The 12,195-nt window shown below is 45.5% G+C and carries 13 protein-coding genes; 10 read left to right on the plus strand and 3 right to left on the minus strand.

All coding sequences use genetic code 11. From position 1 onward, the window contains the following. The first annotated feature begins 41 nt into the window (after nucleotides 1-41). Nucleotides 42-185, plus strand: a complete 144-nt coding sequence (locus tag GLV98_RS20030) for a hypothetical protein (protein ID WP_202410058.1) — start codon at nucleotides 42-44, stop codon at nucleotides 183-185. A 121-nt stretch (nucleotides 186-306) separates the two neighbouring features. On the opposite strand, the gene GLV98_RS13760 is transcribed toward GLV98_RS20030, so the two are convergent. Next, nucleotides 307-480: a hypothetical protein gene (locus tag GLV98_RS13760; protein WP_160916167.1), complete on the minus strand. Its 174-nt coding sequence runs from the start codon at nucleotides 478-480 to the stop codon at nucleotides 307-309. 169 nt (nucleotides 481-649) lie between these two features. On the opposite strand from GLV98_RS13760, the gene GLV98_RS13765 reads away from it, so the two are divergent. The 7 genes from GLV98_RS13765 (at nucleotide 650) to GLV98_RS13795 (ending at nucleotide 9,759) form a co-directional block, all read left to right on the plus strand. Then, nucleotides 650-1,636, plus strand: a complete 987-nt coding sequence (locus tag GLV98_RS13765; protein ID WP_160916169.1) for a DUF3231 family protein — start codon at nucleotides 650-652, stop codon at nucleotides 1,634-1,636. A 136-nt stretch (nucleotides 1,637-1,772) separates the two neighbouring features. Next, the gene (locus tag GLV98_RS13770; RefSeq protein WP_160916171.1) at nucleotides 1,773-2,600 is read left to right on the plus strand and encodes an amino acid ABC transporter substrate-binding protein; all 828 of its coding nucleotides are present in this window, start codon (nucleotides 1,773-1,775) and stop codon (nucleotides 2,598-2,600) included. Next, on the plus strand, nucleotides 2,587-3,285 hold the full coding sequence (locus GLV98_RS13775) for an amino acid ABC transporter permease (RefSeq protein ID WP_160916173.1): 699 nt from the start codon (nucleotides 2,587-2,589) through the stop codon (nucleotides 3,283-3,285). Before GLV98_RS13770 ends, GLV98_RS13775 begins: the two co-directional genes overlap by 14 nt. 12 nt (nucleotides 3,286-3,297) lie before the next feature. After that, on the plus strand, nucleotides 3,298-4,035 hold the full coding sequence (locus GLV98_RS13780; protein WP_160916175.1) for an amino acid ABC transporter ATP-binding protein: 738 nt from the start codon (nucleotides 3,298-3,300) through the stop codon (nucleotides 4,033-4,035). A 161-nt stretch (nucleotides 4,036-4,196) separates the two neighbouring features. Further along, on the plus strand, nucleotides 4,197-7,274 hold the full coding sequence (locus tag GLV98_RS13785; RefSeq protein ID WP_160916177.1) for a GNAT family N-acetyltransferase: 3,078 nt from the start codon (nucleotides 4,197-4,199) through the stop codon (nucleotides 7,272-7,274). Between the two features lies 1 nt (nucleotide 7,275). Then, nucleotides 7,276-8,124: an amidohydrolase family protein gene (locus tag GLV98_RS13790; RefSeq protein WP_160916179.1), complete on the plus strand. Its 849-nt coding sequence runs from the start codon at nucleotides 7,276-7,278 to the stop codon at nucleotides 8,122-8,124. A 189-nt stretch (nucleotides 8,125-8,313) separates the two neighbouring features. Beyond that, nucleotides 8,314-9,759 carry a protein adenylyltransferase SelO gene (locus GLV98_RS13795; RefSeq protein ID WP_160916181.1) on the plus strand — a complete coding sequence of 482 codons (1,446 nt, stop codon included), beginning with the start codon at nucleotides 8,314-8,316 and terminating at the stop codon, nucleotides 9,757-9,759. Between the two features lie 180 nt (nucleotides 9,760-9,939). Here the strand turns inward: GLV98_RS13795 and GLV98_RS13800 are convergent, their stop codons facing one another. After that, nucleotides 9,940-10,374: a hypothetical protein gene (locus GLV98_RS13800; protein ID WP_160916183.1), complete on the minus strand. Its 435-nt coding sequence runs from the start codon at nucleotides 10,372-10,374 to the stop codon at nucleotides 9,940-9,942. Between the two features lie 144 nt (nucleotides 10,375-10,518). On the opposite strand from GLV98_RS13800, the gene GLV98_RS13805 reads away from it, so the two are divergent. Together GLV98_RS13805 and GLV98_RS13810 are read left to right on the plus strand one after the other, a co-directional pair. Further along, on the plus strand, nucleotides 10,519-10,947 hold the full coding sequence (locus tag GLV98_RS13805; protein ID WP_160916185.1) for a MarR family winged helix-turn-helix transcriptional regulator: 429 nt from the start codon (nucleotides 10,519-10,521) through the stop codon (nucleotides 10,945-10,947). Between the two features lie 48 nt (nucleotides 10,948-10,995). Further along, on the plus strand, nucleotides 10,996-11,859 hold the full coding sequence (locus GLV98_RS13810; protein WP_423785012.1) for a pirin family protein: 864 nt from the start codon (nucleotides 10,996-10,998) through the stop codon (nucleotides 11,857-11,859). Between the two features lie 113 nt (nucleotides 11,860-11,972). Here GLV98_RS13810 and GLV98_RS20300 read toward each other — a convergent pair whose 3' ends face one another. Next, nucleotides 11,973-12,101 (minus strand): hypothetical protein, encoded by a 129-nt coding sequence (locus GLV98_RS20300; RefSeq protein ID WP_272917303.1) that lies wholly within the window; start codon nucleotides 12,099-12,101, stop codon nucleotides 11,973-11,975. Between the last annotated feature and the right edge of the window lie 94 nt (nucleotides 12,102-12,195).

A 12,195-nucleotide genomic window follows, 5' to 3' on the forward strand; every position in this document is an offset into this window, starting at 1 on the left:
GAAAAACGTTCGAGCAAAAATAAGTCCAGGAGGTGATTCGTATGAACTCATCGAACCATCCTGGAAAAGATGTGTTTGCACGCTCTGGGACGAATGTGAGTGAAGTGAAACGTCGAAATGAACAATCAGGACTTTCTTACAATCAGGTGAAAGAAATGATGGCTCGTAAACAAAATCAAAAATGATGATAAATGAAGGCCTCCCCAATGATGGGCAGGCCTTTTTCTTGGTCTGGGAAGTAATTCTGGCTGTGGACTCATGGACTTGGGAAGCAATAACCCGTATCAGCGTCCGCAGCTTATGATCTTATTGTTCTTCGTTCACATCAACAGCTGCCGTATTGTTGTTCATATAGGCAGCGGATAGATGATCATCTTCTTTGTTGCGTCCCTCAAGAGCTGCTTGGAGCTTCTGGTTAGCAGATCCACGATCTCTGCCTTTGGGGTTGTTTTTCTTTCTGCTTTCACTATTTTTGCTCATCGTCATCCTCCTCCTGATGGTTCTTTATTAATTTCTCCAAGAATCCTTTCCCTATGTCTTACTTTTCATTCTTATTGATGAATGAATCGGACCAGTTTGAAAAGACTAAGGAAAAAGCACGGATATTGCAGTGATTGACTGAATGCAATCCAAATTGGAGGAGTTCAAAATGCCAGCAAGCCCTCGTTTATCCTCATCCGAAATCGGAACTTTATGGATGACTTATCAGCAGAAGACGATGATTCTTACGATGCTTGAATATTTTATAGAGCAAGCGGACGATCCTGAAGCGAAACAAATCATGACGAATATAAGCTCAACCGTTCAGCCGTATGTTAAGAAAATTGAATCCATGTACAGGAAGGAAGATTTGCCTGTTCCCATCGGTTTTACAAAGGAAGATGTGAATGTAGGGGTCCCAAAACTTTTCGACAATGGGTTTGACATCATGTTCTTGCGTTTGGTCAAAGAAATCAGTATGGGGATGCACACACTGAATTTAACGATGTCTTATCGTCCGGATGTGACGTTGTTTTATCAGGAGCTGACCCAGATTACTCAAAAATGCTATGACGATTGTACGCAATTTTTATTGACCAAAGGGTATCTTCCTAAATCTCCATATGTAGCGATACAAAAGCAGGTGGAGCATGCGAAAGGGACGAATTATTTAGGAATGTTCAATCCTTTGAAAGGGAAGCGAGCGTTGAATACAGTCGAAATCGCTCATATCCATCATTCCATCGAGTCCAATATTACAGGGATGCAGATGATTTATGGATTTGCTCAAAGTGCTACCCATAAAGATGCCAGCGATTATTTTTACAAAGGTGGAGAACTAGCTAAAGGCCTGATCAAAGAAATGAGTGAGGTTTTATTACAAAACGACATTCAAATTCCTTCAACGGCAGGTGGAAATATAACGACTTCCAAGGTTCCGCCGTTTTCGGATAAGATCATGATGTACTGTGTCAGCTTATTTTGCAGTTTTTCGCTGGGTGGGAATTCGTTGGGAACGTCATTCAGCTTGAGGAATGACCTGCCTGCGAAATTAACCGTTTTTATGAAGGATATTTTCGAGTATGCCCATGAAGGCGCTAAAATTATGATTGAGCATGGATGGATGGAAGAACCGCCACAAACCATAAAGCATTAAAGATTGGAAAGCCTGACGATACTTCGTCAGGTTTTTTAATGCAAGATTTCCATGTTGACATCCTCTTCTTTATCCTTTAACATCATAAAAGTCATTAAAACATATCAACTTACTTGGTTTTAAGGAGGATTATAAAATGAAAAAGTTTGTTTTGCTTTTATCCATAGGTTTTTTAGCGATGGTTCTCGTGGCTTGCGGAAGCAGTGAAGAAGAAGATCAGGCATCTTCCGGTGAAGAAAACGAGTCGAACGCTTCTGAGCAGACCTTGCTTGAACAAATTCAAGAAAGTGGAGAATTGGTGATCGGTACTGAAGGAACGTATCGTCCATACACGTTCCATGATGAAAATGATAAACTAACGGGTTTTGACGTAGAGATTGCGCGCGAAGTAGCCGAGCGTCTTGGAGTCAAGCCTGTATTCAACGAAACGAAATGGGATTCCATGTTTGCTGGTCTCAATGCGGAACGTTTCGATATGGTTGCAAACCAGGTCGGGATCACGGAAGAGCGTCAGGAAGAATACTCTTTCTCAGACCCTTACATCCAGTCCTCTGCTGTGATTGTCACCCATAAGGACAATGAATCCATCCAAAGCTTCGAAGATTTGGAAGGTGTGAACGCTGCACAGTCCATGACAAGTAATTATGCAGACATTGCACGGGAAAATGGAGCAGAAATCACAAGTGTGGAAGGATTCAATGAGTCTATGCAACTGCTTGCGACGAAGCGAGTGGAAGCGACTGTCAACGACCGTCTGTCTGTGCTTGATTATTTGAACAACCGAGAGGATGCACCCGTGAAGATCGCTGCCCGTCAAGATGACGCTTCTCAGAGTGGTCTGCTTTTCCGGCAAGGCAATGAAGATCTTGTAAAAGCAGTCAATGAGGCGCTTCAAGAAATGAAAGACGATGGCACATATCTTGAGATCTCCGAGAAATGGTTTGGTGAAGATGTATCTAAGTAATATCTTTACGAACCCTGAAATGGAAAAGTATATCGATATTATTGTGAGCTCTTTTCTCCCTTTGGTGAAAGGGGCTTTCTACTATACAATCCCGCTGACGCTGATCACATTTGCTATTGGTTTGGTGCTGGCTGTGATTACTGCTCTCATGAGGCTTTCAAACATGAAAGTGCTTCAGTGGATAGCGCGGACCTATGTGTCCATCATTCGCGGGACCCCTTTGCTAGTGCAATTGTTCATCATCTTTTTCGGGCTCCCTTCTGTCGGTGTGACGATTAACCCGTTGTATTCAGCCATCATAGGTTTTTCCTTGAATATGGGCGCTTACAATTCTGAGATTATTCGTGCGGCCATTTTGTCGATCCCTAAAGGGCAGTGGGAAGCTTCTCACTCCATCGGAATGACAAATTTACAGGCCTTGCGCCGTGTCGTGCTGCCCCAAGCAACGAGAGTATCGATCCCGCCATTGTCGAACTCGTTCATCGGTTTAATTAAAGATACATCGTTGGCATCCACGATTACGTACACGGAAATGTTTCGAAAAGCACAGGAAATCGCAGCAACGAACTATCATTTTCTTCTCGTCTATACCGAAGCAGCCGTGATCTACTGGATCATATGTATCGGGCTTTCCTTCGTGCAGGATCGTGTAGAAAACAGGTTGGATCAATATGTCGCAAAATAGGAGGCTGCTGCAATGATTACGGTGAAAGACCTCAACAAATCTTTTGGGGATTTGCATGTACTGAAGAATATCCATATGGATGTCGACCGCGGGGAAGTGGTTGTTGTCATCGGCCCCTCAGGTTCTGGGAAAACGACGCTGCTTCGTTCTTTGAACATTCTGGAGACACCGGAACAAGGAGAAATCACGATTGGAAACCAGTCGATGGATTTTTCCAAACCATTAAAGAAAAAACAGATCGTCGAATTCAGAAAACAAACCGGAATGGTGTTCCAGAACCATAACCTTTTCCCTCATTTCACTGCACTGGAAAATGTGATGGAAGGACCTGTGACTGTTCAAAAGGTATCCAAAGCGAAAGCACGCGAACGAGCAACGGATATCTTGACGAAGGTCGGCTTAGGTGAGAAGCTCGACGCTTATCCGCATCAACTCTCTGGCGGTCAGCAACAACGTGTCGGCATTGCCCGTGCCTTAGCTACTGGGGTGGAAGTCATTTTATTCGATGAACCGACCTCTGCTCTCGACCCTGAGCTTGTTGGTGATGTTCTTGATGTCATGAAAGAGCTCGCGGAAGAAGGAATGACGATGGTCGTCGTCACTCACGAAATGAGCTTTGCGGAAGAAGTCGCCGACCGGGTCATCTTCATGGATCAAGGGGCAGTTGTGGAACAGGGAACCCCTGAGCAAATTTTCCAACAGACGAAAGAACCCCGTACCCAACAGTTTTTAAACCGCATACGGAAGTGAAGTCAGGCGATTATGCCTGGCTTTTTTTGTGAGAAAAATTCATATACCTAGTTAGGTCGGTACTGAAGTGAATTTGTTTGAATATTCTTTACTTCCTAGTCATAAACTCATAAACTGTGAGTGAGCAAGTATTTTCCATTACATACGTTGGAGGAAATGCTATGAAGACATTAGAGCGTGTAAGCATTGTAGAGTATGAAGAAAAGTACGCAGCAGGCGTAGCGAAAATGTGGAACGAAAGCCGTGATAACTGGGGCGGTGACGCCGTTGTCACAACGGCAGAGGACGTCTTGGAAAAGGAAGCGAAGTCTACGAATCTTCATTTGTTCCTAGCTGTAGTAGAAAACGAAGTGGTCGGTTATTGCGGGCTTTCGGAATATAAGGAAGATACAGGGGCCCTTTACATTCCCTTATTAAATGTACATCCCGGGTTTCAGGGATTGAAAATCGGTAAAAAATTGCTGCTTCAAGCCATAGATAAAACGGTTGAATACGGTTGGCCCCGCCTTGATCTTTTTACATGGCCGGGAAATACAAAGGCGGTACCACTTTATAAGAAGTGCGGATTTTTCTGGGAGGATCGTGATGATGCGACCCACCTGATGAACTTCATGCCCCAAGTTCTCCAAATCGAGGCGTTGAAACCATTTTTCGATAAGCATGACTGGTACTCGACGAGTGTGAGACCTATGGAAATCAAGCCTGATGGAACGAAGGAAAAAGGGTTTACATTTTATGAATATCGTTGGGAAGCAGGAGACGAGTTTGTGCGGGTGCAATTCGAACGCACGGGTCGTGGCATCACTCTTATTGAAACGAACGACTGGCGGGTAGAGATGGAAGTTCCTGATTTTAAACTATTGGAAAATACGGACTACCCTGTGACTTATCGAGTGGAGAATTTCACGAAAAAGGCTATGGAAGTTTCGTTGGTGGGTGACTCTTCCGCACTTGTAGAAGAAGGCTTGAATGAAGAGACAGTGGTGGAGTCCGAATGGAGCGCTACATCCACTATTAAACTTCAAGTACCGGACCAAGAACCAAGCCCATGGAAAACCCATCCTGTCATTGGGGCTGACCTCACGATCAATGGGGATCGTATTCCAATGAAAACGGGGGTTTACCCTCTTCAGGCAGGGAAGATAGATGTTCGTACCGTTCAGAAATATTGGCGTCCAAAGCAAAAAGGAACGCTCTACTTGGATATAGAAAGCCGTATGAAAGAAAAGGCTGTTTTGACGGTCAAGTTACCTGACCAAAAAGTCGTCCAATGGTCAGATCCATCGGTAAAAGTAGAGGTGGAAGGTAAGGGGCGCACAACGATTGCTGTGCCTGTTGAATTGTTGAAAAACGGCTTTTTAAGTGAGGAAATGGAAGTAGATGGACGTACAGAAGATGGCCGAGCCTTTTCCTTCCACACAAAGATCGCGCTTGCGTTTCCAGGATTCGGTGGGAAGTTTGGTGGGGACACTGATACGGACTGGTACGGGTATAACGGTCCTTATTTTGTGAAGGTTGAAAAAAGAAATCATATGGTGTCCGTGGGTTCTGTCAGGTCGAAGGAAGAGCCTCTGCTCCTTTGGACTCCAAAGCTCGGTCAGCCATTCAGTGAAGAGTTTTCGAAAAAGATGGCGACGTCGGTCGAGTATATTGAGCTGGCGGAAGCATTTGTAATGAAAACCTCCCTGGAGTCCGAAACCTTTCCAGGGATTGTGTTGAACAGTTATTACAAAATTTATGGTGACGGACTTGTCGAGATCCATCACGAGCTGATCAATAACGGGGAGAAGGATTATAAAGACCTTTATTTGCTGCAGCCTGTTTTTCCTAAATATAAAGCACTCGCTCTCCCGGAGAAAGACGGAGTGGTCATTGGAGCGGAAGCGTTGATTCCTTACACGGAATACTTGCGTGATAAGGATCTTTCAGAACGATGGCTTTATACAACGAACCGTGCTGGCGATACGTTCGGAATCGCGTGGCCGGAAGAAGCGAAAGGCAGGAAAGATGACTGGCGATTTGCTTTTGAGTACCAACTCGATCATCTTCCATCAGGCCGTAAGAATTGTCACGGACCAATCCAAATTGGTGTGGATGTTACCTCTCACTGGTCCGAATGGCGGGAAATGGTCATGGGGGAAGCGGAACCACTTCCGGAGAAACCTGTGTTTGAGATGATACCGAATGAAGGGATCGTGTCAAAAGTGGGCCATGAAGTGACGCATTCATTCCGTTCTTTACTGACACCGCATGTGTATGGGGAGTTGACGGTTGAAAGTGACGGGGATTCTTATAAAAAAGAAGTGAAGCGTGAGGACGGCGTAACCGCTATCGATGTGCCGATCGTCCATAAACGTCCAGGATTCACTGCTCTAACTGGAAGCTTCCGGTCTGAAGGAAGACACGCTGATTTCACCACTTATCAGCTCGTCCAAGGAAATCAAAAGGTGAATGTCAGTCAAAAAGAAGATCGATGGACGGTTGATAATGGAGTGGTGACGTTTACAGCCTCGACTTCTTATTTCCCTGGGGTTTACTCCCTCTCTTATCATGGACGTGAGTTCCTTCATCACCAATATCCAGAAGCAGGTCCACGAAGTTGGTGGAACCCATGGGGCGGAGGGATGCGCTATGCCCTTGACGGCGTCAGTCCTTTTTCAATGATGAAAGAAGAGACGAAAGTGGAATCCGTCTCGAAGAAGGACCAGGACGGCAATCCCTGGACGGGGATATGTATGAGCACCACTTTCCATGAACATGAAAAGATGAAAGGGGTGACTCTGAAACAATACGCCCTGACTTTGCCTGAAGTGCCGGTCGTAGCCGTTTATGCAGAAATCGAGCAAGGGGCCCCTCGTACCTTTGCTGCTGAAAAAATAGCGTTGGAAGCCTTTTTGAAACCGGATGAAAACTTATCCTCATGCTTTGCGCGGATTCCGACAGAAGGTGTTTTCCACACGTATTATGCGGGAGTGGAAGAGTATGAACTAGAATCTGGTCCTTCTGTGGTCATCGGTTCCGATGGGAAAAAGGATCACCTGATGATGGTCCACTCCCAAACGCGAAAGCAGGCGGAAATGTACATGAACCAGGACGTTTTCCTCGTAGAATCTGTCCACGAATGGTTCGCATCATCAGGAAAGGTGGCTGCTATTGAGCCGACATTTTTTGTGATAGGTGAACATAATGATCCTTGGAAACAGCACCCATTCCACCGGATCTCTTTTAAGGAGAAATAGGATGAAGATCATTGATGCTCACATCCATTTTTCCAATATCCAAAGTTTTAAAGACACGGGACAGGACTTATCCCGTGTCGATTATTCTACAGATGGCCTTCATAAAGAGATGGAAGCGGGGGGGATTGCTTTTGCTATCGGGATGGGGGTGACCGAAAACGAAGAAGGCTTTCCGGACCGCCATGTACAGACGCCCATGGGGCTAGATCTGGATAAAGTTTTGCCACCAAGAGTGGGCGCTTGTCCGGGCATCAATCCTTTCTGCTTGGACCAAGACGCATTGGATCGTTTAGAAACCGAGCTTCAAAAGCCCGAGACCGTTGGTGTCAAAATCTATCTCGGCTACTACCCGTTTTATGCCTATGACGACATCTATCAGCCTGTCTATGATCTTGTCGCTGCGTACGAGGTTCCCGTTGTTTTTCATACAGGAGACACGTATTCGGAACGAGGATTATTGAAGTATTCCCATCCATTGACATTGGATGAAGTCGCAGTGGCGAGGAGGGACGTCAACTTCGTCATGGCTCATCTTGGAGATCCCTGGGTGCTGACGGGCGCGGAAGTCGTTTATAAAAACCGGAACATGTTTGCCGATCTATCCGGCTGGCTTGTTGGGACGAAAAAGGAACTGGATGCGAGGCTCGTTGACAATCATTTCGATCATGTCCGCCATGCATTGACCTATTGCGATCATTACGAGAAGTTGCTTTTTGGTTCTGATTGGCCGCTCGTTCCGATCAGGGATTACGCAGGTTTTATTGGGGATTTTATCCCCTCGAAGCATGTGGAGGGTGTATTTTATCAGAATGCCTGCCGCGTTTTTCCTAAAATTGAAAAGCTTATGTAAGAAAGCCCGCTCCGGATCCGGGGCGGGCTTTTTTACGTGTTAAACAGGTTGTTCCGTATCCATGGAGAAAAGGGAGATATAATCGGAATTTGTTAAAGAACGCCACGTTTCCCATGTAGGCAAAAAGGAAAAGACGGGAACACTTATGATATGGTAGAGGCAACGACTGAAGCGATAAAGGAGATTTTTATGGATACACAAAAAGGATGGAATTTGCAGCAGAGTTATACGAAGCTTCCGGATGCTTTTTATACAAAGGCGAACCCTTCTGAAGTCGAGAAACCTGAACTCGTTCTCTTTAATGAGGTGCTTGCAGATGAATTAGGCCTAAGTGCAAAACCGGATCCCGCTATTTTTGGAGGCAATGTAGTACCGGAAGGAGCGGAACCGATCGCGCAAGCTTATGCAGGCCACCAATTTGGTCAATTCACAATGCTTGGCGATGGAAGAGCTGTATTGCTTGGAGAACAGGTCACGCCTGAGGGGGAGCGCTATGATATTCAGTTGAAAGGGTCGGGACGTACGCCTTTTTCCCGCGGTGGTGATGGACGGGCAACGCTCGGTCCGATGCTGAGAGAATACATCATTAGTGAAGCGATGCACGGATTAGGGATTCCGACGAATCGGAGTCTTGCTGTTGTGACGAGCGGGGAATACGTGCAAAGGGAAGATCTTCTTCCTGGTGCTGTGCTGACTCGAGTCGCTTCCAGTCATTTGCGAATCGGAACATTCCAATATGCGGCAGGTCTCCAGGACTACGATAAGTTGAAGGCCCTTGCCGATTACACAATTGAACGCCATGCCCCTGAACTTGTGGATTTCGAGCAGCCGTACTTATCCTTTTTCGAAAAAGTGATTGAGCGGCAGGCCTATCTGATTGCCCAGTGGCAGCTCGTCGGCTTCATTCACGGCGTGATGAATACAGATAATATGACCATCAGCGGGGAGACGATCGATTACGGTCCTTGTGCGTTTATGGACACCTACAATCCGAAAACGGTTTTCAGTTCGATTGACCGACAGGGCCGTTACGCCTACATGAACCAACCCCCAATCGGAGCCTGGAATCTGGCTCGTTTTGCAGAAACGCTTTTACCGCTGTTTCATGAAGATCAGGAAAAAGCGGTTGAAATGGCACAGGAAGCTCATGCCAAGTATGAAAAGTCCTATCATTCTTATTGGCTCAAAGGGATGCGGTCTAAATTGGGAATGACGACAGAGGAAGCTCAGGACCAGCCTTTGATCGAAGATTTATTAGAAATGATGGAAAAGAACGAAGCAGATTATACCAACACCTTCCGCGCATTGACGCTGGGGCGTCCGAATGAGACTGCCATGTATGGGAAACCGGCGTTTACCAACTGGTACAAGCAGTGGCAGGCGCGTTTGGAGCGACAGGAGAGCAGCGAAGCAGATGTCCGTGAATTAATGAAAAGGACGAACCCTTCCATTATTCCGCGTAACCATCGGGTGGAAGAAGCACTTGATGCCGCGGTGGAAGAGGGAGATTTCAGTGTCGCAAAACAATTGCTTGCTGTATTGGCGGATCCTTACGCTTATTCGGAAGATCAGGAAGTCTATGCTGAATTACCTGAACCATCTGCTCAACCTTATCGGACTTTCTGCGGGACTTGAGTGAATCGTCTCTTAGATAAGAGATGAGAGTGCTTAACTCACGGGCAAAGTGCCCTAACTCAAAGCGAAAGTGCCTTAACGCGGTATCAAAGTTTCCTGACTCAAGGTGAAAGTGACTTAACTCGATCGAATGACCGAATAACTCCTTAACAACTAACGGCCAGGGTTCATCCCTGGCCATTATATTTCCTCCAACTTCTTCAGTTCTTCAAACAGCTCATCATAATAATTTCGTTCAAAGACCAGAACGGTTTCGACCTTACGATCCATGAAGAACAAGCTGAGCCCGTGTTCAAGGGAAATAACGGTTTCCTCAAAGTCAATTAAATCTGGATCCAGCTTCTTGAAAAGCTTCTTCGCTTTCCTCTCTCCCATACCGAGGAATGAAATCCCTTGGAAGGAGACCTCGGAGGGGGAGGTGAACTCATAAGCCATGTTTGTTTCCTCATCTCCTTTGTAATAGACAAGGATTCCTGAATTCACGAAGTGTTCAGAAGTCGGTTCCTCTGAAACACGATTAAACTCTTCCGGGATTTCAGCGATTATTTTTCGGATTTCTTCTTTCTTCATATTAAGCTTTAATAATCCTACGGATGCATAAGGGATGATTTCCATAATGATGACTTCCTTTCGGTTATTCTCTAAAAGTTTAGCATAGCTTCAGGAGTAATATTCTGGTAACCTATGGTCAGAGCTTTTGACAGAGGACTTTGGTCTGATTATAATAGTATGTATAGCAACTATTTAGGGAGATCGCATATGAACTTAAGTTTTCAAGATTATATTAGCATTAAGCTGCACCAGACAGATTTAAAGCTGACGAGCTATGTGAAAGCGCAGCTTCAGCCTTACAACCTTGCCCCCGAGCAGAATTTGATCATGATGCTTCTTTGGGAAAAGGATGGGATGACGCAGAATCAACTGGCTCATCATTTGAAAAAGGATAAGACGAACATTGCCCGGATGGCTTCGAACCTTGAGAAAAAAGGGTTCATCAAGCGGAACTTCTGTACGGAAGACAGGCGTTCTCTGGAACTTTATTTGACGAAAGAAGGGCAGGAGTTGAAGGAACAGGTGTTACCTGTCGCAGAAGCCTTCAATGACACTGTGACTGAAGGAATTTCAAAAGAAGAACTGCAAGAATTGGACCGGCTCCTTACGAAAATGCAAAACAACATTGAAGGGTGAGGAGCCTTTTCTTTAATCAGATAGTAGTTATAGCAACTAATTGAAAGGATGATTGACATGGTAAACTTTCAAAGAGAAGTGAAAGATCATTGGTACGTCCAATATCAGGAGATGGGATTTCCGGCGATTCAGAAAGGATGGGTCCTGCCCGCGGACAGGTGGCGTGACTTCGATCCATTTATCCTGATGGCTGAGGATTGGTTTAAAAAAGGAACGTTCCCGGATCATCCGCACCGTGGATTCCAGACGGTCACGTATGTCGTCGATGGGCGACTCGAGCACATTGATAATGCAGGCGGCCGTGATGTTCTTGAGCCGGGAGACGTCCAATACATGAATGCCGGCTGGGCGGCAAGACATGCAGAAGACGGCGTGGAAGATGATGTCGCTCATACGTTGCAATTATGGTTGAACCTTCCTGGAGACAAGAAGAATTCCGAAACCATCTATCAAAATGTATATGGAGAAGAGGCTCCTGTCGTTCCTTTTGATGGGGGAGCGGTAAAAGTGTTCTCCGGGAAGGTTGCGGGTGTAGAAGGACCACTGAACTCTATCGTTCCCATTACGCTCAGTGAGGTCACCCTATCTGAAGGAGCAACCTTTACCCTTGATCTACCTGAAAACCACAATGCATTCCTATACGTTCTTGCAGGAGATGTTGTGGCAGGGGAAAATGAAGTGAATTTGAAAAAGCACGGAGTCGGTACGCTTTCTTTCCTAGAAGAAGGAGAGGGCTCCAGCGAGTTGAAGCTCGTTTCCAAGAAGCGTCGCACGAAGGTGCTTGTTTATTCTGGTGCACCTATTCGGGAAGAAATCGTCCCGCACGGACCGTTTGTTATGAATTCCATGGAAGAAATCAAACAGGCGTATGACGACTTCCGTAAAGGGAAGTTCGGACCTCCTGCTGTATGATGAAAAGTTTCGTGGGGGAAATTTAAACAGCCAACAAAAGACGCTTGGATTTCTATGATCCAAGCGTCTTTTATTATGTTCTTGTTCTAGAAGAGTATCGCTTAGTATAAATATCACTGGATGCGATCCTCTAATTGTTTGACTCTTTCTTCTAATTTTTTCGACCTTTTCTCCGCTTCGTAGGCAAGATAAAACGCGCCTGATGCAAGAGCGAATGCTGCCAGTATCCAATACCAATCCACTTTACATCCTCCTAAAGTTCATGTCCTAAGACGTAAGGCATTTTCTATTTAATAGAATAGAAGAAATATTTAGTAAATGCTAGACTTGATATAC

Source organism: Halobacillus litoralis (assembly GCF_009856415.1).
Classification (GTDB): Bacteria; Bacillota; Bacilli; order Bacillales; family Halobacillaceae; genus Halobacillus; species Halobacillus litoralis_C.

Excerpts from the sequence above, each read along its gene's own strand:
- GLV98_RS20030 (WP_202410058.1), top strand. The coding sequence starts at position 42 with ATGAACTCATCGAACCATCCTGGAAAAGATGTGTTTGCACGCTCTGGG.
- GLV98_RS13760 (WP_160916167.1), bottom strand. The coding sequence starts at position 480 with ATGAGCAAAAATAGTGAAAGCAGAAAGAAAAACAACCCCAAAGGCAGA.
- GLV98_RS13765 (WP_160916169.1), top strand. The coding sequence starts at position 650 with ATGCCAGCAAGCCCTCGTTTATCCTCATCCGAAATCGGAACTTTATGG.
- GLV98_RS13770 (WP_160916171.1), top strand. The coding sequence starts at position 1,773 with ATGAAAAAGTTTGTTTTGCTTTTATCCATAGGTTTTTTAGCGATGGTT.
- GLV98_RS13775 (WP_160916173.1), top strand. The coding sequence starts at position 2,587 with ATGTATCTAAGTAATATCTTTACGAACCCTGAAATGGAAAAGTATATC.
- GLV98_RS13780 (WP_160916175.1), top strand. The coding sequence starts at position 3,298 with ATGATTACGGTGAAAGACCTCAACAAATCTTTTGGGGATTTGCATGTA.
- GLV98_RS13785 (WP_160916177.1), top strand. The coding sequence starts at position 4,197 with ATGAAGACATTAGAGCGTGTAAGCATTGTAGAGTATGAAGAAAAGTAC.
- GLV98_RS13790 (WP_160916179.1), top strand. The coding sequence starts at position 7,276 with ATGAAGATCATTGATGCTCACATCCATTTTTCCAATATCCAAAGTTTT.
- GLV98_RS13795 (WP_160916181.1), top strand. The coding sequence starts at position 8,314 with ATGGATACACAAAAAGGATGGAATTTGCAGCAGAGTTATACGAAGCTT.
- GLV98_RS13800 (WP_160916183.1), bottom strand. The coding sequence starts at position 10,374 with ATGGAAATCATCCCTTATGCATCCGTAGGATTATTAAAGCTTAATATG.
- GLV98_RS13805 (WP_160916185.1), top strand. The coding sequence starts at position 10,519 with ATGAACTTAAGTTTTCAAGATTATATTAGCATTAAGCTGCACCAGACA.
- GLV98_RS13810 (WP_423785012.1), top strand. The coding sequence starts at position 10,996 with ATGATTGACATGGTAAACTTTCAAAGAGAAGTGAAAGATCATTGGTAC.